This window comes from Vibrio rarus (genome assembly GCF_024347075.1).
Classification (GTDB): domain Bacteria; phylum Pseudomonadota; class Gammaproteobacteria; order Enterobacterales; family Vibrionaceae; genus Vibrio; species Vibrio rarus.
On record NZ_AP024900.1, the window covers coordinates 2,755,850 to 2,778,076 of the forward strand.

At 43.0% G+C, this 22,227-nt stretch carries 20 protein-coding genes; 12 read left to right on the forward strand and 8 right to left on the reverse strand.

Annotated features, from left to right (window positions below; translation table 11 throughout):
- Nucleotides 1-45 precede the first annotated feature (45 nt).
- The 3 genes from OCU56_RS12590 to trxA all read right to left on the reverse strand — a co-directional run bounded on the left by OCU56_RS12590 (nt 46) and on the right by trxA (nt 3,001).
- On the reverse strand, nt 46-1,011 hold the full coding sequence (locus tag OCU56_RS12590; protein WP_261873504.1) for a hypothetical protein: 966 nt from the start codon (nt 1,009-1,011) through the stop codon (nt 46-48).
- A gap of 172 nt (nt 1,012-1,183) precedes the next feature.
- Nucleotides 1,184-2,443 carry a transcription termination factor Rho gene (rho, locus tag OCU56_RS12595; RefSeq protein ID WP_068698612.1) on the reverse strand — a complete coding sequence of 420 codons (1,260 nt, stop codon included), beginning with the start codon at nt 2,441-2,443 and terminating at the stop codon, nt 1,184-1,186.
- A 231-nt stretch (nt 2,444-2,674) separates the two neighbouring features.
- Nucleotides 2,675-3,001 (reverse strand): thioredoxin TrxA, encoded by a 327-nt coding sequence (gene trxA / locus OCU56_RS12600; RefSeq protein WP_261873505.1) that lies wholly within the window; start codon nt 2,999-3,001, stop codon nt 2,675-2,677.
- A 112-nt stretch (nt 3,002-3,113) separates the two neighbouring features.
- Here trxA and rhlB point away from each other — a divergent pair, with 112 nt between their 5' ends.
- The 3 genes from rhlB (at nt 3,114) to OCU56_RS12615 (ending at nt 6,997) form a co-directional block, all read left to right on the forward strand.
- A complete protein-coding gene (gene rhlB, locus OCU56_RS12605; protein WP_261873506.1) occupies nt 3,114-4,421 on the forward strand; it encodes an ATP-dependent RNA helicase RhlB in 1,308 nt (435 codons plus the stop codon).
- 7 nt (nt 4,422-4,428) lie between these two features.
- Complete coding sequence (gppA, locus tag OCU56_RS12610) at nt 4,429-5,913, forward strand: guanosine-5'-triphosphate,3'-diphosphate diphosphatase (protein WP_261873507.1); 1,485 nt, start codon at nt 4,429-4,431, stop codon at nt 5,911-5,913.
- 109 nt (nt 5,914-6,022) lie between these two features.
- The gene (locus OCU56_RS12615) at nt 6,023-6,997 is read left to right on the forward strand and encodes a glycosyl transferase family protein (RefSeq protein ID WP_261873508.1); all 975 of its coding nucleotides are present in this window, start codon (nt 6,023-6,025) and stop codon (nt 6,995-6,997) included.
- Nucleotides 6,998-7,055: 58 nt separating this feature from the next.
- Here the strand turns inward: OCU56_RS12615 and OCU56_RS12620 are convergent, their stop codons facing one another.
- The 3 genes from OCU56_RS12620 to recQ form a co-directional block, all read right to left on the reverse strand.
- Nucleotides 7,056-7,721 carry a 7-cyano-7-deazaguanine/7-aminomethyl-7-deazaguanine transporter gene (locus tag OCU56_RS12620; RefSeq protein ID WP_261873509.1) on the reverse strand — a complete coding sequence of 222 codons (666 nt, stop codon included), beginning with the start codon at nt 7,719-7,721 and terminating at the stop codon, nt 7,056-7,058.
- A gap of 195 nt (nt 7,722-7,916) precedes the next feature.
- On the reverse strand, nt 7,917-8,219 hold the full coding sequence (locus tag OCU56_RS12625; protein WP_261873510.1) for a DUF3630 family protein: 303 nt from the start codon (nt 8,217-8,219) through the stop codon (nt 7,917-7,919).
- Nucleotides 8,212-10,044 carry an ATP-dependent DNA helicase RecQ gene (recQ, locus tag OCU56_RS12630; RefSeq protein WP_261873511.1) on the reverse strand — a complete coding sequence of 611 codons (1,833 nt, stop codon included), beginning with the start codon at nt 10,042-10,044 and terminating at the stop codon, nt 8,212-8,214. The genes OCU56_RS12625 and recQ overlap by 8 nt, the downstream gene beginning before the upstream one ends.
- 142 nt (nt 10,045-10,186) lie before the next feature.
- On the opposite strand from recQ, the gene rarD reads away from it, so the two are divergent.
- The 4 genes from rarD (at nt 10,187) to OCU56_RS12650 (ending at nt 14,914) form a co-directional block, all read left to right on the forward strand.
- Entirely contained in the window at nt 10,187-11,086 is a 900-nt protein-coding gene (gene rarD / locus OCU56_RS12635; RefSeq protein ID WP_261873512.1) for an EamA family transporter RarD, read from the forward strand.
- Nucleotides 11,083-11,730, forward strand: coding sequence for a LysE family translocator (locus tag OCU56_RS12640; protein ID WP_261873513.1), 648 nt, complete (start codon nt 11,083-11,085; stop codon nt 11,728-11,730). Before rarD ends, OCU56_RS12640 begins: the two co-directional genes overlap by 4 nt.
- A gap of 92 nt (nt 11,731-11,822) precedes the next feature.
- Nucleotides 11,823-13,586, forward strand: a complete 1,764-nt coding sequence (gene ggt / locus OCU56_RS12645; protein ID WP_261873514.1) for a gamma-glutamyltransferase — start codon at nt 11,823-11,825, stop codon at nt 13,584-13,586.
- 701 nt (nt 13,587-14,287) lie between these two features.
- Nucleotides 14,288-14,914, forward strand: coding sequence for a MarC family protein (locus OCU56_RS12650; RefSeq protein WP_261873515.1), 627 nt, complete (start codon nt 14,288-14,290; stop codon nt 14,912-14,914).
- Nucleotides 14,915-14,958: 44 nt separating this feature from the next.
- Here the strand turns inward: OCU56_RS12650 and uvrD are convergent, their stop codons facing one another.
- Nucleotides 14,959-17,130 (reverse strand): DNA helicase II, encoded by a 2,172-nt coding sequence (uvrD, locus tag OCU56_RS12655; protein WP_261873516.1) that lies wholly within the window; start codon nt 17,128-17,130, stop codon nt 14,959-14,961.
- A gap of 279 nt (nt 17,131-17,409) precedes the next feature.
- On the opposite strand from uvrD, the gene OCU56_RS12660 reads away from it, so the two are divergent.
- The 4 genes from OCU56_RS12660 (at nt 17,410) to OCU56_RS12675 (ending at nt 19,844) form a co-directional block, all read left to right on the forward strand.
- The gene (locus OCU56_RS12660) at nt 17,410-17,670 is read left to right on the forward strand and encodes a BufA1 family periplasmic bufferin-type metallophore (protein ID WP_261873517.1); all 261 of its coding nucleotides are present in this window, start codon (nt 17,410-17,412) and stop codon (nt 17,668-17,670) included.
- Nucleotides 17,671-17,748: 78 nt separating this feature from the next.
- A complete protein-coding gene (bufB, locus tag OCU56_RS12665) occupies nt 17,749-18,603 on the forward strand; it encodes an MNIO family bufferin maturase (RefSeq protein ID WP_261873518.1) in 855 nt (284 codons plus the stop codon).
- A complete protein-coding gene (locus OCU56_RS12670; RefSeq protein WP_261873519.1) occupies nt 18,603-19,355 on the forward strand; it encodes an HvfC/BufC N-terminal domain-containing protein in 753 nt (250 codons plus the stop codon). The genes bufB and OCU56_RS12670 overlap by 1 nt, the downstream gene beginning before the upstream one ends.
- A gap of 36 nt (nt 19,356-19,391) precedes the next feature.
- Nucleotides 19,392-19,844 carry a DoxX family protein gene (locus tag OCU56_RS12675; RefSeq protein ID WP_261873520.1) on the forward strand — a complete coding sequence of 151 codons (453 nt, stop codon included), beginning with the start codon at nt 19,392-19,394 and terminating at the stop codon, nt 19,842-19,844.
- 30 nt (nt 19,845-19,874) lie between these two features.
- Here OCU56_RS12675 and tsrA read toward each other — a convergent pair whose 3' ends face one another.
- Nucleotides 19,875-20,156 carry an H-NS-like global regulator TsrA gene (gene tsrA / locus OCU56_RS12680; RefSeq protein ID WP_261873521.1) on the reverse strand — a complete coding sequence of 94 codons (282 nt, stop codon included), beginning with the start codon at nt 20,154-20,156 and terminating at the stop codon, nt 19,875-19,877.
- 226 nt (nt 20,157-20,382) lie between these two features.
- Here tsrA and OCU56_RS12685 point away from each other — a divergent pair, with 226 nt between their 5' ends.
- The gene (locus OCU56_RS12685) at nt 20,383-22,164 is read left to right on the forward strand and encodes an aminopeptidase P family protein (protein WP_261873522.1); all 1,782 of its coding nucleotides are present in this window, start codon (nt 20,383-20,385) and stop codon (nt 22,162-22,164) included.
- Nucleotides 22,165-22,227 lie beyond the last annotated feature (63 nt).

Below are 22,227 nucleotides of genomic sequence, written 5' to 3' on the forward strand. Positions count from 1 at the left end.
ATTGATACAGTATATCAAAAAGCAACAAGGCTTCCGCGAACAAATTTAGCGTTTAAGCAGTTCTGGGTGCTCGGTCACCCACTCGTTAAACCAACGACCATATCCATACGCTTCGATACTAGTAGTAATCACTTTGGCATCATTTTGATTGGCCATTCTTGAGACGAGAAAATCATCAGCATGCTGTGAAGCGGGCGCATATTTTGCGAGTAGCTGCAAGCTGCGCTTATTCAAAGATGGGTTTTCACTGGCGAGTATGAGCTGTTGGATGGAAAAATCACTTCCGTCTTGCCCTAGCCTTTCAAGTTCCCGACTTTGAGCGTTGCCCGCCTTCATCTTCCACAGTAAGCTGTATAGGTGTGGGTTGCGTGAAACCGTCGCCATAGCCACCATAACGTCAGAGCTAGGTAACCACGACACTACATTTTCATCTGTAATTTGGTCTATAAGAAAATTGAGTGCTTGTGGCGAAAATTTATCCACATTGTCGATGAGTAGCTTTTCTCTTTGCGATGAAAGCTCTGGATCTTCAGTTAGCCATGTTCGTAACGCTAACTTTTCATTTTCCACACCGATATAGAGTTCGATTTCTTGATCGTTAAGCTTCCAACTGTCAATGAGACGCTGCGCACGTTGTTGATAGGAAAACGCTGGAGAGCTGAATCGAAAGCCCTCCCCTTGGTCAACAATTCGTAGAGAAGGAACGACTTTACGTTGTGTATCCACAAAAACGGCAAGATCAGATGTATATTCAGGATGGCGATCTGAAATGGTTTTTATTACTAGGTATCTAACCACCTCTTGTTCCGGTTGTTTAACGCGAAGTAAACGAAAATTCGCTTCATCGGATTGGCCAGAAAAGGCAAGAGATACAATTTGTTTAGCGATGTCTTGAGATTGAGAGTCTGCAAGCATTTGCTGTTTTTTCTGAACACTTAGATCAATTGCTTGTACTGCAAATGAGCAACTCAGCATGGCGGCTAGCAAGGTAGCCAGTAGCTTTTTATGCATACTCTTACTTCCTGTAATTGTTATACCAACCGTAGTAAATAACGAATCATCTACTTACTGTGATTAATATCATGCCTTCCTGGCTTAGTATATTGTAATGAACAAAACGCCACCTGATTAGGTGGCGAATGATACGCTCTGATTAATCAATAAGGAATCCTACAGAGCCCTTTTATTGACGTCTCATTGCATCAAAGAACTCATTGTTGGTTTTGGTCATAGCCAACTTATCAATTAAGAATTCCATTGCATCCGTTTCACCCATAGGATGAACAATTTTACGTAAGATCCACATTTTCTGTAGTTCGTCTGCTTTAGTAAGTAGTTCCTCACGACGCGTACCAGAACGATTAAAATCAATCGCAGGGAAGACACGTTTTTCAGCAATCTTACGATTAAGGTGCAGTTCCATGTTACCTGTACCTTTAAACTCTTCATAGATAACTTCGTCCATTTTGGAACCAGTATCAACAAGCGCTGTAGCAATGATAGTTAAGCTTCCGCCTTCTTCAACGTTACGAGCCGCACCGAAGAAACGTTTTGGACGATGTAATGCATTAGCATCCACACCACCAGTCAACACTTTACCAGATGATGGAATTACCGTGTTATAAGCACGAGCAAGACGAGTAATTGAATCAAGTAAGATAACCACATCTTTCTTGTGCTCCACTAAACGCTTGGCTTTCTCAATCACCATTTCAGCCACCTGTACGTGGCGAGATGCTGGCTCATCAAATGTAGAAGCGATAACTTCACCTTGTACAAGGCGTTGCATCTCGGTTACTTCTTCTGGACGCTCATCAATAAGCAAAACCATCAACTCACACTCTGGGTGGTTGCGTGCAATGCTTTGTGCAATGTTTTGTAGCAACATTGTCTTACCCGCTTTTGGCGGAGCAACAATTAGGCCACGTTGACCTTTACCAATTGGCGATGCTAAATCTAGGATACGGGCCGTAATATCTTCTGTTGCGCCATTACCCACTTCCATAGTCATGCGTTCATTCGCATGCAGTGGCGTCAAGTTTTCAAATAATATCTTGTTACGAGCGTTATCAGGCTTGTCATGGTTAACCGTGTTCACCTTCAATAAGGCGAAGTATCGCTCACCATCTTTCGGTGGACGAATTTTCCCGGCAATGCTATCGCCTGTACGCAAGTTAAAACGACGGATCTGACTTGGTGAGACATAAATGTCATCTGGGCCAGCCAAATATGAGCTATCTGAGCTGCGCAGAAAACCAAATCCATCTTGTAGAATTTCTAGAACGCCATCACCAAAGATATCTTCACCACTTTTTGCATGCGCTTTTAGCGTAGAAAAAATGATGTCCTGTTTTCTCAACCTAGCAAGGTTCTCAAGACCAAGGCTTTCACCAAGCTTCACTAAGTCTGAGACCGGTCTGTTTTTTAATTCAGTCAGGTTCATAGTGGTCGATTTTGAATTCGATTTTGTGGTGGTCTTTGTATTAGTAGATTTAGTAGTCAAAATAGGATCTGTATGTGTTAGTTAAGAGAGATTTGGTCTCAGGATCGACCAAGAAATGAATAATTGTTTAATTTACGTGCAATAAACTAGCACTAAAAACAAGCCTAGTCTACCTTATGGAAAAAACAAAACCGTGTATGAAAAAATACACGGTTATTTTGCTTTCTTATTTTAAAGGTTTGCGTCTAAGAACTCTTTAAGTTGAGTCTTGGACAATGCGCCAACCTTTGTTGCCACCATATTACCATCTTTAAACAGCAATAATGTTGGGATACCACGAATGCCATATTTTGGTGGCGTGTCTGGGTTGTGATCGATATTTAGCTTACCGATAGTAAGCTTATCAGCATACTCTTGAGAAATTTCATTCAAAATCGGCGCAATCATTTTACAAGGACCACACCATTCAGCCCAAAAATCTACTAGCACAGGGCCTGCAGCTTTAATTACATCGCTTTCAAAACCGTCGTCAGAAAGCTGCAAAATCTTATCGCTCATCTTTAGCTCCAAATCAATATTCTGTTGCCGATTCGATGATTATCAGCAATTAGATTGCCTATTGGAATGGATTTCCTTTCTTAATGCAAGCGTAAGCTGATATTCTATAGTCATGAAAAAGACACACATCACAGAGCATAAATTCGCCGACTTCGATTTGCACCCTAATATTATTGCTGGGTTGCAAGCAAAAGGATTTGAGTATTGTACTCCGATTCAAGCGTTAGCGCTGCCAGTACTGCTCACTGGCCAAGACATTGCGGGGCAAGCTCAGACGGGTACTGGTAAAACTTTAGCCTTTCTAACCGCTACTTTTGATTACCTACTAAAAAACCCTGCCGATGAGTCTCGAGCAGTGAACCAACCACGGGCCATTATTATGGCCCCTACACGTGAGTTAGCGATTCAGATCCACCGTGATGCTGAATCTTTGATTGCACATACAGGCATCAAAGCAGCCCTTGCTTATGGCGGTGAGAGCTATGACAAGCAGCTAAATGAGATGCAACAGGGTGTTGATATCCTCATTGGCACTTGTGGCCGCATTATCGACTTTTTCAAACAAAAAGCCTTTAATCTTAATCATATTCAGGCTGTTGTCCTGGATGAAGCTGACCGAATGTTTGACCTTGGTTTTATTAAAGACATTCGCTTTTTATTCCGCCGTATGCCGGAACCAAAAGACCGTTTGAACATGCTGTTCTCTGCCACGCTATCTTATCGCGTGCAAGAGCTAGCCTTTGAACACATGAACAATCCAGAGCATGTGGAAGTGGAGCCTGAACGCCGCACGAATGTTCGTATTAAGGAAGAGCTGTTCCAACCTTCTAACGAAGATAAAATGGCTCTACTCTTAACGCTTATCGAGCAAGACTGGCCAGAAAAAGCCATCATCTTTGCCAACACTAAATACAAATGTGAGCAAGTTTGGGGTTATTTAGCCGCTGATGAGCACCGTGTTGGTCTGTTAACTGGTGATGTACCACAGAAAAAACGTGAGCGTATCCTAGAGCAATTTACTTCAGGTGAGTTGGATTTCTTGGTCGCCACTGACGTTGCCGCTCGTGGTCTGCACATTCCACTGGTTACTCATGTATTTAACTACGATCTACCGGATGACAGTGAAGATTATGTTCACCGTATCGGTCGTACTGGACGTGCCGGTGAATATGGTAATTCGATCAGCTTTGCTTGTGAAGAATACGCCATCAACTTGCCTGCCATAGAAGAATATATCGGCCACTCGATTCCTTCTTCAGATTATGACACTGACGCATTAATTCAAGAACTGCCGAAACCAATTCGTCTACAGCGTTCTACAACTCATCGTCGTCAAGGTGGTAAGCCTCAGGGTCGCAATAATAATCAGCGACGCAACCGCTCACCAAGACCATACAACAAGCCATCAGGGAATAACTAATCTGGTTATGACAGACTCATCTCCTCTTTATGCCGCCATTGACCTTGGCTCGAACAGTTTTCATATGCTCGTGGTTAAACACGTCCATGGCAGTGTTCGTACTATGGCAAAGATTAAACGCAAAGTTCGTTTAGCCGCTGGATTAGACAGCAATAACGCGTTAAGTCAGGAAGCGATGCAAAGAGGATGGGACTGTTTGTCTCTGTTTGCCGAACGCTTACAAGACATTCCAGAGCAAAATATTCGAATTGTGGGTACCGCAACACTGCGAGTAGCGACCAATATTGATCTGTTTTTAGCAAAAGCAAATCAAATTCTCGGCAAAAATATCCAAGTCATTTCAGGTATAGAAGAAGCGGCAACCATCTATAAAGGTGTTGCACACACATCTGGTGGCAAAGGAAAGCGCCTAGTGGTTGATATTGGCGGTGCCAGTACTGAGTTGATAATAGGTAAAGGCTTTGATGCTAAGGTCTTACATAGCCTGCAAATGGGCTGTGTCACTTGGCTAGAACAACACTTTAGTGATCGACAATTATCCGCACACAACTTTAACAACGCCATTCAAGCCGCCAAACAAACCTTATCCCCCGTACTTGAACAATATACTGAACAAGGATGGGATATGTGTGTTGGGGCAAGTGGCACTGTTCAAGCATTACAAGAGATCATGTTAGCGCAAGGTATGGATGAGGTTATTACTCACGCCAAATTGAAGCGTCTACAAAAGCAAGCCATGCGCGCCAGTGCATTAGAAGAGTTAGAAATTGAAGGGTTAACCCTAGAAAGAGCCCTGGTCTTTCCTAGTGGCTTATCTATTTTACTGGCCATATTTGAATTATTAAATATTGATGAAATGACTTTAGCTGGGGGTGCCCTTCGCGAAGGTATGGTCTATGAAATGATCAAACAGTTGCATCAAGAAGACATTCGACTGCGCACGCAAGCCAGTATTCAACAACGTTTTCAACTTGATCAAGATTACGCACAGCAAGTGTCACAAACCGCCATTAAGCTTGTAAATCAATGTGGTGACCACTTTTTGCCAGAACCGGTGGCAATGGATTTATTACAAGCGGCAGCTCAACTGCATGAAATCGGTCTCACTATAGATTTCAAAAAAGCAGGGCAACACAACGCTTATCTGCTAAAAAATCTCGACTTACCTGGCTATACACGAGCTCAAAAAAACTTACTGGCCGAGGTCACCCTGCGCTATAAAGACGCTTTTTCTGCTTTGCCCGAACAACAAGCAGTCAGTCGCCAAAGTGCAGAAAATATTCTTAGGATCCTAAGGTTGTCAGTACTCCTTACTCACCGACGTAATATCCGTCTACAGCCTCATGTCAGCCTTAATGCTCAAGGCAAAGAGTTATGCTTAAGTATTGATGCCCATTGGTGCCAAGCAAACCCCTTAACGGTGGCAGAACTAGAAATAGAGGCTCATCGGCAAAGTGATCAAAACTGGCCTTTGCACATCAAGCAGATATAATTTATTAATCAGCCCAGCACAACTTGCTGGGCTTTTTTACACACAATGGATTATAGGGCATATCATCTTATAAAAGCCTTATATCCAACTAGCAAGGAGAGCTTCATTAATGAGCATAATTTTAGAGTGCATTCGCTGCGTTGGTCGAGGGGAAAGAGGCCGTAAACCACTCTCTTTTGATCAAGCCTACCAAGTCATGGATCAATACCTCGACGATAAGATCGACGATGATCAAATGGCAATGCTCATGATGCTGATCCGTGTGAATAATGAAACAGCAGCCGAAATTGCAGGATTTACTAAAGCCTTCCACCAGCGCCTAGCAAAAATCACCGTTGATATCGACTGGCCTTGTTATGCAGGAAAGAAAAGCAAACTTGATTCCAACGGTCAGCAACAAGGACTTCCTTGGAATCTATTAGCGGCCTCTATACTGGCCAAGGCTGGATACAAAGTGCTGCTCCACGGTCACTTAGACTCCGGTTCTGATAGAGTTCATACCCAGCACTACTTGCAACAACTGCACATTGAAACTGCAACGAATATTCCCGATGCAGAACGACTTATTACAGCATCAGGGATTGCTTACCTACCATTAGCAAGCTTTGCCCCTACCGCTGAAAAAATGCTGAATTGGAAAAAGCGCTACGGCTTACGCACTCCCATGAATACGGTTGTGAGAGGGTTAAATCCCGGCGGTGCAAAATATGGTATTAGAGGAAGTTTTCACCCTGGGTTTCAGGAGCTTCATGCGGCAATAGAAACCAACATAGGGCGATCTAATTGCTCAGTAGCTTCTTTTAAAGGGGTATCTGGAGAGTCTGAATATAACCCGAGAGTAAGCCAAACCATATGGACCAGCGATAGTAAGTGCTTACAAGCTCATTACTGGAAAGAGATGTACAACGAACAAATTACCACACCTAACCTTTGCCCCCTAGGTACAACAACGGCAGACAAACAACAAATGGCCAACCATGTTGTCGCCTCCCTAGCGGTAGTGTTGTTTACTAAATTGAAAGATAAACAACAAGCCACTACAGAAGCCTATCGGCTTTGGGAAGCATTCTGCTCCCAGCATTAAACTTTGGCCACAGCAAAAAAAAGAGCGCCAATCTGGCGCTCTTATTACGAAAAATCCATTAAGCCTGCGTAGCAATACTCTGTTGGGACCTTTCGGTAAGCTTTCTAATTAAGTAATTGAGCAACACACCATACATAGGCACAAACAGACCTAAGCTAATCACTAATTTAAACAAGTAATCGACTACGGCTATTTCTTGCCAATGCTGCGCCATAAATGCATCTGGGCTGTTGTAAAAGGCAATAGCGAAGAATGCCAATGTATCTAATGCATTACCAAATAAGGTTGAACATGTTGGAGCAATCCACCACTGCTTCATTTGACGAAGACGGTTAAATACATGCACATCTAAAATTTGTCCAAGTAAATACGCCATAAACGAGGCAATCGCTATTCTCGCGACAAACAAATTAAACTCAGCTAAAGGGGCTAAACCTTGAAACTGACCTTCATAAAAGATAACCGATAATAAATAGGACACCACCAAAGATGGCAGCATGACTAAAAAGATAATTTGACGCGCCAATGCAGCACCAAAAATACGCACGGTAAGGTCTGTAGCTAAAAAGACAAATGGAAAAGTAAACGCGCCCCAAGTGGTATGGAAACCAAACACGGTAAACGGTAACTGAACGAGGTAATTGCTCGAAGCAATAATAATCAGGTGGAATGACGCTAAGAAAAATAGCGCTTTACGCAGTTGCGATGGATCAAAACGGTTCATACTGTACCTTTTTAGTAGATGGGGGCGAGGGAACCCATTCGAAGCACGTTGCTTCATCTCAAAATATAAAACCCACCAAATTGGCGGGCTCAGAATTATACATAACCCATTAAATTGCGCAATAGATGAACAGTACTAAAGTTTCATGTGAAACCTTAATCATCGACGTTAAATGGTGACTTATTGCGATGACAGTTACATTCCTTTGCTGATCAAATTGGCTAAAAATTGCAGTTCCGCTTGAGACTGCTCTACAGACAATGCTTCTAACCACATAGATTCACTATAATGCTCAGCACGAAGCATTAACTGACAACCTTCAAAATCAATTAACCATGAGTGAAGATCGGCATCTTGCTGTTTCTCTAGCACTTTACCACTAATAAGCTCAACAAACTCAAGACCAATAATAGGAAAGGTATCATGATCAAAAAATGGAGAGATCAGCGATAATCGCGCGTTGGGTTTATCAAAATAACGAACAGAAAATCTAGACACCGGTAATGTGCTCCTGAATTAAATCGAGAAATGCATCTGCATATTTATCAAGTTTACGCTGCCCCACGCCATTAACAGCAAGCATTTCACCATAGGAAGTAGGTAATATATCGGCCATATCAATTAAGGTGGCATCGTTAAACACCACGTAAGGAGGTAAACCCTCTTCATCCGCTACTCGTTTACGCAAGTTACGTAATTTAGCAAATAGCTTTTTATCGTAATGTTTCGCTACATGCTTGTCTGACTTAGAAGACACCGTCAAATCAAGCCTTGGTACTGCCAACTCAAGATCCATTTGACCACGTAATAATGGCCGAGCTTCTTCAGTCAGTTGCAAAGTCGAGTTGCGGGCTATATTTTGCGTTAATAGCCCTTTATGGACTAACTGACGCATAATACTCACCCAATAATCATGGCTATGTTCGCGCCCAATACCATAGGTAGTTAATTTGTCATGGCCATTTTCACGAATACGGATGTTTTGCATCCCTCGCAATACCTCGGTGACATACCCCATACCAAAAGATTGGTTGACGCGATAAACACAAGATAAGGCTTTTTGTGCGGCTTCTGTTCCATCAAATGTTTTTGGTGGATCTATGCAGATATCGCAGTTACCACAGGCCTTTTCTCTATACTCGCCAAAGTAATGTAATAACACTTGGCGACGACACGTTTGAGCTTCTGCAAAAGCACTCATGGCATTGAGCTTATGCATCTCTACTTTTTTCTGCTGCTCATCCTCTTTTTCATCCAACATGCGTCGTAGCCAGTTAATATCAGAGGGATCATAAAGAGTCATAGCTTCTGCAGGTAAACCATCTCGCCCTGCGCGGCCTGTTTCTTGATAGTACGATTCAATGTTTCTTGGAATATCAAAATGCACCACAAAACGAACATTGGGCTTATTGATCCCCATACCAAATGCCACTGTCGCTACCACAATCTGGATATCGTCTTTTTGAAAAGCTTCTTGCACATAGGCTCGTTCGTCCGCTTCCATACCGGCATGGTATCCCATAGCGCGAATGCTGTTATTACACAGTTTTTCCGTCAACATTTCGACTTTTTTGCGACTACCGCAATATATGATGCCGCACTGACCTTTTTGAGTCGCGAGATAACGAATCACTTGCGCTACAGGTTTCGCCTTCTCCACTAAGGTATAGCGTATATTAGGTCTATCGAAGCTTCCCAAATAGGATAAAGGGTTGTTGAGTTGTAGCCGCGTATTGATATCAAGACGTGTCGTATCATCGGCAGTGGCCGTCAGCGCCATAAAAGGCACTTGACTAAACCTTTGTTTTAGCTGACCTAATGCTGCATATTCTGGTCTAAAATCATGTCCCCATTGCGAGATACAATGAGCCTCATCAATGGCAATAAGATTAATGGTTAGGTGTTGCAGTCGCTCCATAAAATCGCGCATTAACACACGCTCTGGAGAAACATAGATCAGTTTGATTTTGCCCTGATGCATACGATTGTATACAGATAGCAGTGCCTCTCTAGTCATACTAGAGTTTATACACTCCGCAGCTACGCCATTGGCTTTCAATTGATCGACCTGATCTTTCATTAAAGAAATAAGAGGTGAGATCACCAACCCCATCCCCGGAGCCACCAGCATTGGCACCTGGTAACACAAAGATTTACCACCACCGGTAGGCATAATAACTAAAGAGTCTCGCCCCGATAACGCGGCATCCACCACCTCTTGCTGTCCCTCACGAAACGCCTTATACCCAAATACGTCTTCCAACACACTTTGTGCGGTGGTTTGTGTATCGGATCTCTCGGTAATAGACAAATGGGCGGACATATAGGTGTATTACCTGCAACTAGTGAACTTCAGAGCGCTACATTGTAATGGGGATGATTTAGGATGGAAACCGCATTTTACTGGCTCTTGCTCACTACGCTCTCTATACTCTGCCCTTTTACTGCCAGTATCCAGGGAATCAATGGACTATCAAGCTCAGCAACGCACTCGACAAGGTATCATATTCGCCATCATGGCCTACACCATGTGGGGTATAGCCCCTATATATTTCAAGGCGTTAAGCTCCGTTCCTGCTATAGAAATTTTGATACACCGCATTGTATGGTCATTTTTTCTATTGGCGGGTCTGATTCACTTTGGTCAGGGATGGCACTCTTTTCGAGAGATATTAAAAAATAAAACTAAGCTGATTTATTTGCTTTTGTCTTCACTTCTTGTGGGTTTGAATTGGCTTATCTTCATTTGGGCCGTAAACAGTAACCATATGCTTGAAGCCAGTTTAGGTTATTACATCAACCCCATTATCAACGTCATTCTAGGGGTAGTATTCCTTAATGAGCACTTACGTAAAGTGCAAAAGCTAGCCGTGACGCTGGCTTTATGTGGTGTCATTATTGAATTAATCGCTTTTGGTTCTATTCCGTATATCTCTTTTGCATTAGCGTGTAGTTTTGCTGCCTATGGATTGATCCGTAAAAAAATCAATTTAGATGCGCAAACAGGATTATTTATTGAAACACTCGTCTTATTACCCCTAGCCTTTATCTATTGGATCTTTTTTACCCATAGTCAAACAGCCAATTTGTTTAATAACGACTGGCACCTTAATCTTTTACTGGTACTCGCAGGCTTAATCACCACCGCTCCGCTACTCTGTTTTACTGGGGCCGCCACACGCATCAAGCTATCCACTTTAGGGTTTTTCCAATACATAGGCCCTAGCCTAATGTTTATCTTAGCGATTACCGTCTATGACGAGCAGTTCAGCGTCAATAAAGCGATCACCTTCTTCTTTATTTGGTTGGCATTAATGGTATTTAGCTTTGACGGTATCAAGCACGCAAGGAAGCATAATAGATGAGTGAATTCCATGTGCTAGTCACCCTAGCCGGTATCCATTTTATTGCCCTGATGAGTCCAGGGCCTGATTTTGCGTTAGTGGTACAAAACTCCACACGCTATGGCAGACAAACTGGCATCGCCATCGCTTTTGGTCTATCCATTGGCATACTCATCCACTCTATTTTAAGCCTGACCGGCATCAGTTACTTAGTGCACTCTCATCCTGGGCTGTTTTTTGTATTGCAGTTAATGGGAGGAAGCTATTTACTTTACTTAGGCATCAGTGGTTTTAAAGGGATCATTCAGCACATCCGCTTTCCCTCTGCTAACCAAAAGTCAGGGGCAGATTTTACTATTAGCAGTAAAAAACACGCCTTTACTCGTGGTCTCACCACCAATTTGCTAAACCCTAAAGCCTTAGTATTTTTTATCAGTTTAATGTCTACGCTGGTGCCGGCAAGTATGTCCCTACAAGGTAAGTTAACCGCTTTGTTTATTCTATGGAGCTTGGCCTTATTTTGGTTTTGCTCACTCGCTTGGGCTTTATCTACTCAGAGAGTACAACGCGCCCTAACTCGCCTATCCATTTATATCGATGGGGTCTGTTGTCTATTATTTTCCATCATCGGCTTTACTATCGTTTACCAAGCCATAAGCCACTGACTGCTCTCATAACCACAAATCCATCAGTTATTTGAAAATATGAAATTAAGTGCCACGCTTTCAATACCTTATTGAATTCGTGTGGCGCTATTATGTTCTGTCGAACCCTTTGTCTATTTTCCCTTATATGCTCTACACCTTTTAGCGCTTTCGCCAACCAAGTGAGCGATCAACTCGCTCCCGAATCCGCTACTGGGTGGCAACATAAACCGGCCGTTGAGAGCCAGCAATGGATGGTAACAACCGCCAACCCTATAGCCAGTCGCTATGCCGCTCGAGTATTGGCCGATGGTGGAAATGCTATTGATGCCATGGTGGTTACACAGTTAGTACTCGGTTTAGTTGAACCTCAATCATCAGGTATTGGCGGTGGATCTTTCCTTATTTACTGGGACAACAAGAATAAGCAAGTACTTACTTTTGACGCGAGAGAAACCGCACCTTTTGCGGTAAAACCTGAACACTTTATTGGTTCAGATGGCAAACCTCTCGCCTTCTATGATGCTGTCGTTAGCGGACTTTCTGTGGGGACGCCGGGGACCGTCAAACTACTTTGGGAAACACACAAAAAGAAAGGCTCCATTAAGTGGCCACTATTGCTGGAACCCGTAATCACACTAGCAGAACAAGGATTTGAAATTAGCCCTAGACTGGCGAGCTTAATAGAAAAAGATAAGCAACATCTGGCGATGAATCGCAATGCCAAAGCCTATTTTTTACAGCCCGATGGCAGCGCCAAAAAAACAGGACAAATTCTACGTAACCCTGAATACGCTAATACATTAAAGCTTTTGGCTACCTATGGTAAAAATGCTTTCTATAAGGGCGATATTGCTAACGATATCGTTACCGCCGTTCACGCCCACCCTAGTCATCCAGGAGTCCTCTCTGCTGAGGATTTGCAGCGCTATCACGTTATCGAACGTCAGCCTATATGTGTTGATTACCTGCAATACCAAGTATGTGGAATGGGACCACCTAGCTCAGGAGGGATCGCCGTTGCTCAAATATTAAAACTATCAGAGCACTTCCCCCTACAAAAATGGGGAGCAAACGACACAAAAAGCTATAAAGTGATCGCGGATGCGACACAACTCGCCTTTGCTGATAGAGCCAAATACCTAGCCGATAGTGATTTTATTTCGGTACCTTCACTAGGGTTAGTCAACTCAAGCTACTTAAAACAACGTTCAACACTAATTACCGTAGACCAACCTTTGTCACAAGCTACGGCTGGACTGCCACCTTGGGAGGTGGCAACCCATTATGCCAATGATCAATCTTTGGAGTTGCCATCAACCACCCATTTCAACATTGTCGACTCTTCAGGAAACGTCGTCAGCCTCACCAGCAGTATAGAAAATGTATTTGGCTCTCGAATCATGGTTAGAGGGTTTTTATTAAATAATCAAATGACCGATTTTTCATTCAAACACCACCAAGATGGCCATATTATTGCCAACCACATTGCGCCGGGAAAACGACCGCGATCCTCCATGTCACCGACACTGGTATTCAAACAAGGTGTGCCCTACTTAGCCATTGGCTCCCCTGGTGGTAGTTACATTATTGGTTATGTTGCTCAAGCACTCATCGCCCACTTAAATTGGCAAATGCCCTTATCCGCCGTCATTAACATGCCTCATATATCTAATCGCTTCGGTACTGTTGAATTCGAGCAACACACTGCAGCGGAAGCACACCAGGCACAATTTAAAGCGTGGGGCTATAAAACCCACTCAAAAGCCCTCAACTCAGGGCTACATATCATCCAAATCGGTGAAACTCTCACCGGTGTTGCCGACCCTAGACGAGAAGGGCTCGCAATTGGAGAACGTCAACAAATAAGACAATAACGACATTCGCCACATTTTTGTAAGAGATCTCTCACAAGAGTGTGAGCGATCAAAGCAAAATATCACTAAAAAATACGTACATTTTCTCTAAGTTATTGTTTTTTAAGCATTTAAGTTATATGGTATTTATCTAATGGGTATTTTTATTCTTTTACCCCATTGAGCATTTTTGAGAAATGCATAATATAAAAAGGGTCGGAAGGAAACTGACACGGAAAAGGAAACCACCAAGGATTAGGTGTTCTTCAGGATGAAGATTCGGTTACTCAGGATGAATAATCGGCATGGATAGCAAAATGGACATTGAATGGACGCTTTAGTAACTAGGATGGTTACTACTAAGGAAAGACAATGGACACCTCTGGATGAGGCAAGGACTTAACATCAGGATGATGTAAGGGACACCGCTCAGGGAATAAGTGAAGTGCGCTAACGAGGATTGTTAGCAGACCAGGATAAGGTCATATGGACACCGCTAGGATGGCGAGAAAAGGAATACGCTGAAGGATAACAGCACACTATCAAGGATTTGATGCATGGAGCACACTTAGTAGCCGGATTGCTGCGAGTAAGACTATAACCCCGAAGAGCGCAAGCTCTCGGGGTTTTTCTTTGTAACAAAGTTAATATTTAAATGCTACGCCTCTCCTGACTGATATACTTGCAATGCATCGCATTTCATATACTTAGGAGACAACTTCTTGCTTAGCATCTTAGTCACTCAGTTCGTCGTTTTATGGGCGGTGATAGACCCTATTGGCTCTGTACCTGTCTACCTTTCACAAACTTGCCATTTAACCAAACAACAGCGCAGGTTGGTTGCACTCAAAGCGGTCGCCATTGCCACTGGGGTGCTTTTGTTCTTCCTGTTGGTGGGACAACTATTACTAGAAGCCATGCAGATCCCTCTCCCCGCGTTTCAAGCAGCGGGAGGTCTTGTTCTATTGTTGTTTGCTTTAACGATGATTTTTGGTGAAAGCAAACCGGATCAAGAAAGCAAAATCTCTAAAGAGATTGATCGTTCACAACTGGCCGATCTCGCTGTATACCCATTAGCCATCCCTTCTATTGCATCACCAGGAGCGATGATGGCGATAGTCATGCTCACGGACAATCATAGGCATTCGCTGATAGATCAATCTATTACCGCTGCGGTGATGCTTGCTGTACTGCTGATTACGTTACTGTTATTACTTGGCGCCACTCACATTCAAAAATGGATTGGCAATGTAGGAGCCGCTATCATCAGCCGAGTAATGGGGTTGATATTGGCAGCGGTTGCCGTTAATAACCTATTACTCGGTATCAAAGATTTCTACATCCTATGAAAAAAGCCCCAACCGGTAAGTTGGGGCTAAATAGACTGGATAGATTAGAGGGTTTCAAGCTTGGCATATTGGGTAATAAGCCACTTTATGCCTTCACCATTAAAGGCTACTTGGACTCGGCTTTGAGCCCCGCTGCCTTCAAAATTAATGATGGTGCCCTCGCCAAATTTTGGATGCTTCACTCTTTGACCTAAACTAAAGCCCGTTTCATTAAAGCTTTCCTGTTTTACCGTTTGGCTAAATCGGCCAGTATTGGTTGGGCGACTCACTTGCGCCTTCATACGAACTTCTTGAGTGCAAGCTTCAGGTAACTCCTTGATAAAACGCGAAGGTTTATGGAACTTATCCTGCCCATATAAACGACGCATCTCTGCGTAAGTGAGATAGAGCTTTTGCATCGCCCGTGTCATTCCCACATAACAAAGCCTACGTTCTTCTTCTAATCGGCCCGCTTCCTCTGAGGACATTTGACTAGGGAACATGCCCTCTTCTACGCCCACCATAAACACCAAAGGAAACTCCAGCCCCTTGGCGCTATGCAAGGTCATTAACTGAACCGCATCATCAAACTCATCCGCTTGACCGTCACCAGCCTCTAAAGCAGCATGAGTTAAAAACGCGGTAAGATCGCTCATCTCATCCGCTTCTTCTGGCTTATCAAATTGACGTGTTGCTGTAACTAATTCTTCCAAGTTTTCTATACGAGCTTGAGCTTTTTCGCCCTTTTCTTGCTGGTACATGCTAAACAAACCGGATGCCTTAATAATGTGATCGGTTTGTTTGTGCAACTCCATGCTAGCGGTGTCATCTTCTAGGGCATTAACCAACTCAACAAAACGCCCTAATGCTCCCGCCGCTCGCCCCGCAAACACTTTTTCATCTAACAGTTGCGTACTTGCCTGCCACAATGTTGCCCCACGATCTCTAGCCGCAAAACGAATGGTCTCAAGGGTTTTTTCACCTAAACCACGAGTGGGTGTATTAACGATTCGTTCGAATGCCGCATCATCATTTCTATTGGACATTAAACGTAAATAGCCAAGGGCATCTTTAATTTCCTGACGCTCGAAGAATCGCATACCACCGTAAATACGATATGGCATGCCGGCTTGAATTAATGCTTCTTCCATAACACGAGACTGAGCGTTATTTCGGTACAAGATTGCAGAGTCTTTTAACGCTCCACCCGTTTCTTGCCACTCTTTGATTTTGTTAACCGCAAAGCGGGCTTCGTCCAATTCATTGTACGCAGAGTAAACAGAGATCAACTCTCCATCACTACCATCAGTCCAAAGCTCTTTACCCATTCGCTCAACATTATTGGCAATTAAATGGTTCGCAGCTGTCAAAATGTTTTTTGTCGAACGGTAATTTTGTTCTAAACGCACCGTCGAGGCCTGTTTAAATTCATTGAGGAAACGTTGAATATTCTCAATTTTTGCACCGCGCCATCCATAAATGGATTGATCATCATCACCGACAATCATGACGTTACACTCTGAACTAGCCATCATTCTTAACCAAGCGTATTGAATGTTGTTGGTATCTTGAAACTCATCCACCAAAATATGCTTAAAACGCGCTTGATAGTGCTCACGGATATGTTTTTTATCACGAAGCAACTCATGACAACGTAGCAAAATTTCAGCAAAATCCACTAACCCTGCGCGGTCACATGCCTCTTGATAGACAGAATAAATGCGTAACCATGTTTTAGTGACGGGATCATGATAGCTATCAATATGAGATGGTCTTAGCCCCTCGTCTTTCTTACCATTAATCCACCATGCGGCCTGTTTTGCTGGCCACTGCTTTTCATCTAAATTTTGCGCCTTAATAAGACGACGCAATAAACGTTGCTGATCTTCTGAATCTAAAATCTGAAAGTCTTCAGGCAGGCGAGCATCTAAGTAATGAGCACGTAAAATACGATGGCAAATACCGTGGAATGTTCCGTTCCACATCCCCGAAGCTGTGCCTTGCATCAACTCTTCAATTCGACCACGCATTTCTGCTGCGGCCTTATTAGTGAAGGTTACGGACATAACAGAAAATGGCGATGCTTGCTCTACAGACATGAGCCAAGCAATACGATGAACCAACACCCGTGTTTTACCACTCCCCGCTCCCGCAAGGATCAATAGGTTACCAAGTGGCGCGGCTACCGCTTCCCGCTGTTTATCGTTCAGCCCATCGAGTAATAATGATGCGTCCATCGTACCTTTCCAATACATTACTGTTTATTTATACATTAACTACCAGTATACAGCGTTAGCGAGACAATCTCTAACCTCAGTCACAAGCAATTTTATTGTTCAATATTCAAATTATTAACGCTTATTTTTCAATGCCATAGAATTAATATGCGCTTTTTCTGGAATTTTATTGAAAGATTTTAGCAGGTCATCGCCTCTTATTTATCAAGCAAGCGCAACAATTAATTAACATTTACCCCGCTTGCCCACACAACTTAGGATCATATCGAGGATGAAATTATGAAAAAGTCTAATCTTGCAGTTACAGCGGCAGTTACTGGTTTATTGGCTCTGGGTGGCACTATGCTTACAGCAACTCATGCAGTGGCGGCAGATAAAGAGAAATGCTATGGCGTCGCCAAAGCGGGTAAAAATGACTGCGCAACTAAAACCAGTTCTTGTGCCGGCACTTCTAAAGAAGATCATCAAAAGGATGCCTTTGTTGTGGTCCCTAAAGGTCTTTGTGACAAATTAGCCGGTGGTAGCACCTCTTCTTCATAAGCTAGTACCGATTACGTCATCGTGGAGGGAGCCACGCCCTCCACCCTTTTCCCTCACATCGCTCTAAGGTTAATGCTCATGCACAATAAACGCATCCATAGCAGTATTGGTGTGGGTTTACGACACCCTCACTTAGATTTTTTTGCGCAAAACCCTGGACGTATTTGTTGGTTAGAGGTGCACAGTGAAAATTATTTTGCACCTAACTCTCCCGCACGCCAGCAGCTGAGAGTCATAAGGCAACAACATACGGTTTCCTGTCATGGCGTTGGACTTTCTCTGGGTTCGGTGAATAAAATTAACCCGCAACACCTGACTGCTTTGGTTAACTTAGTGCAGGAAATAGAGCCTAGCTTAGTTTCCGATCATTTAAGTTGGAGTGAAAACGGCGGGATTCATTTTAATGATTTACTGCCTCTGCCATATACCGAGGAAGCGTTAGATGTGTTTGTTGGCAATGTACAGCAAGTGCAAGATGCCCTGAAGCGCCCTTTATTAATCGAAAATCCAAGTAGCTACCTGCGCTTTAACCACTCAACTATTAGCGAATGGGAGTTCTTAAACGAGGTTCAGCGCCGTACCGAGTGTCAACTTTTACTCGACCTAAATAATATTTACGTCTCTTCGCTTAATCATGGTTTTGATGCCCTTGATTATATCAATGCGATTAATCAGCAAGCCGTGAAAGAAATTCATTTAGCTGGGTTTAGTGTTAAGGAAATTGATAAGGCAAAAATCTGGATTGATACACACAGTACGGCGGTGTGTGATGAGGTTTGGGAGTTATATCGAACTTGGTGTTTACACAATCCCAATACCGCTACTCTCATCGAGTGGGACATGGCGATCCCTGAGCCTGAAACTTTACTGCATGAGGCAGAAAAAGCCTCCGTCATTGCATCATCTACAGCTAACACAATAAAGGTTGCGTAATGATTTCACTGGCAGATCTACAACACAACTTTGCTCGAGCTCTTACCTATCAGGGAGATGTCCGCTTGTGTCATATTCACAGCGACCATTTTAGCGATCAACAACGAATGCAGATATATAGAAACAATGTCATCCATAGCTTTACCGATGTACTGCAAGCGATGTACCCCAATACACGACAGTTAGTAGGCGATGAGTGCTTTACGCAAATGGCGCGTCAGCATGTTCTAACTTCACCCTCTACCAATGGCAACGTATCTGTTTATGGACAAGGTTTTGACCGCACTATTCGCTTGTTTCCAAAAGTGATGGCAACGGCACCTTACCTTCCTGAAGTAGCAAAATATGAAGCTATGTGTGACCACTTACAAAATAACGTTCACAACCTAATTAACCTGCACTATCAACCGCTCTCTGAACTCAACACGCTAACAGAAGTTCAGCAACAAAACATACGCTTGGTAACTCAAATAGGCGCACATAGCTTTGCATCTCAGTTCGCGATTTTTGACCTCATTAGTGCAATCGCACAGCGGTCATTTGACGAGTTACACATTCATCAGGCTCAGCAGGGTTATATCAATGTCACCGAAGATCAGCACACTCACTACCACACATTAGATAACGCTAGCTTTCAACTTTTAACAGCGATTGAGGCTCAGTGTCCTCTTTCGAAAATTGCACAGCATTTACTACCCAATATTCCCATACTCGTAGAACGCGCACTTATTGCTGGCTTTACTACCCAATAAGTCACCATTCATCTAGCAATATCTTAAGGAGTGGATATGAATAAGGTTATACAGTCTCAGTATCAAGGATATGTCGATCGAGTTTCGCAATTACAGCAAGTCATCATTCCCGCACTTTTGCTTCTTTGCCGCCTCTGGGTTGCTTGGGTATTTTTTAATTCTGGCTTACTTAAAATAGGAACTTGGGACAGCACTTTGTTTCTTTTCGAATACGAATACCAAGTCCCTTTATTGCCTTGGCAAGTCGCAGCCTATGTAGGTACTGCAACAGAACTTATCGTGCCAGTGTTTATTGCTTTAGGACTATTAACTAGGCCATTTGCAGCCATTCTATTCCTATTCAATATGATGGCGGTAATCTCTTATCCTGCTCTTTGGGATGGTGGGTTTTATGATCATCAGCTGTGGGGGCTAATGATTCTCATCAATCTAATTTGGGGAGCAGGATTGATCTCAGTGGATTACATCATGCATAAAAAGCTTATATAGCGACACTATAGTAAGCTCCTATAATGGAGCTTACTTATTTAGAAACGCTTTTAGCTCTTCTACAGAGATACCCTCTTCAATTAACTCTTTTGCCAGCAAATCAACCTGCTCACCTTTTCTTGATTCGATCACTCTTTGAAACTGGTACACGATATCTTTAAGAGTGTGCAGTGGTAACTGTTTTGCTGCACTTTGAATTCTTTCTTCACTTTGGTTGCCAAGTTCAACAAGTAATTTACCGTACATTACTTTTTCTGGAGACTCTTCAAGTTGTTCTAATCGTCGAGCCAATTCGTAAGTCGTTAATGCCATTATTATTTCACTTAAATATAAGAATTTATCACATTTTGGAGAAACCAAAATTCACGGTAGGACTAAATATTGCCAGTCCATAGAATATACTCTTTTTACCTAAACTAGAACTATTTTCAATTGCTTATCTTATATACATTTCAGAACGATAAAATTGCACACCATCCGTAAAAAGGGTAGCTTAATCGCCATCAGCATAATACAAATAATAAAATAAGGAGATATTATGCCCTCTCAGATTAATAAGCGAGTTACCGACTTTCGTAACTGGCTAGAAGCAAAACAACTAGACGCCTTTATTGTACCTCACGAAGATGAATTCCTTGGCGAGTATATCCCCGAACATAACGAACGCCTGTGCTGGCTTACCGCTTTTACTGGCTCGGCTGGCGCAGCGGTAATTTCAACAAAAGACGCCGCTATTTTTATTGATGGCCGTTATACTGTGCAAGTTACCAAACAAACACCATCAGAAATTTACTCTTACCAACATCTCATCCAAAATCCACCTATCTCATGGATTCAAGATAATTTGGCCAAAGGCAGCAAAGTGGGTATCGACCCAAAAATGCACTCTGGACGTTGGTTAAATGCGGCGAAGGAAAAATTAGCTGACGATTATGAGCTAGTTTATGTGGACAATAATCCTGTAGACGAGCTTTGGACTGGTCGACCTGCTGTTGCGTTATCAAGCCTGCGCCTAATGGACAAGCAATGGGTAGGCGTTGCAAGCCAACAAAAACGTACACAAATCGCATCACTACTTAAACAACAAAAAGCCAGTAGCGCAGTACTGACTGCCCTAGACTCCATTTGCTGGCTGTTAAATGTCCGTGGTAGCGACATTTCTCGACTACCCGTCGCCCTCTCTCATGCCATTATTCACGACAATAGTGATGTTGAGTTCTTTATTGATGCAGACCGTGTTCCTGCTGCTTTCAACGAGCATGTAGGTTCTGGTGTTACCGTTTACTCTCCAGAGCAACTCAAAGATCGCTTAAGCAAACTGACTAACAAAAAAGTCATTTTGGATCCAGCCACTAGCAATGCATGGTTTGGCTTAACCCTAAACCAAGTAGGCGCAGAAGTTTTGCCTATCGCCGATCCTTGTCTACTACCTAAAGCGGTTAAAAATGATGTTGAAGCTTTAGGCATGAAGAACTGCCATATTCGTGATGGCGTCGCTATGGTGAAATTCTTATCTTGGTTTGATGAGCAAAATTCACAAGGCCAGTTTTTAAATGAAGCTCAACTCTCCGATAAGTTAGAAAGTTTCCGACGTGAAGATACCTCCCTTGCGGATCTCAGCTTCGATACTATCTCTGCCGCTGCGCATAATGCGGCTATGTGTCATTACAATCACAACAACGAACCTACACCGGGTACCGTTTCTATCAACTCTATGTACTTAGTCGATTCCGGCGGCCAATATCCAGATGGCACAACGGACATCACTCGTACTATCGCCATTGGTCACCCCACTGAGGAAATGAAAAAGCAATTTACTCTTGTGCTAAAAGGACACATCGGCCTAGCTCAAGCTCGCTTCCCTAAAGGTACCTGTGGTAATCAGCTTGATATTCTTGCCCGTCAGCATTTATGGAGTAATGGTTTCGATTACGATCATGGCACAGGTCATGGCGTAGGCCATTTTTTAAGTGTCCATGAAGGACCTCAATACATTGCCAAGTCTTATTGCAGCACAGCATTAGAAGCGGGCATGGTTATCTCAAACGAGCCGGGTTACTACCGAACCGACGAGTTTGGTATTCGCATCGAAAACCTAGAGATTGTGGTGGAAATTGAAACTGAAGGTGATTTTTCGGTTCTTGGATTTGAGTCTCTAACTCGTTGTCCAATTGATAAGCGTAATATTGAATTATCGCTATTATCTAATCAAGAAATTGAATGGCTTAATACCTATCATCAAAAAGTATGGGACGATCTTGCCCCATTGGTGGATGGCGAAACTAAGCAATGGTTACAACAAGCCACAAGCGCAATTTAAACTATAACTGTGTACCCATCTAGTAAAAAGGCCCTCAACATTTGTTGAGGGCCTTTTACGTTT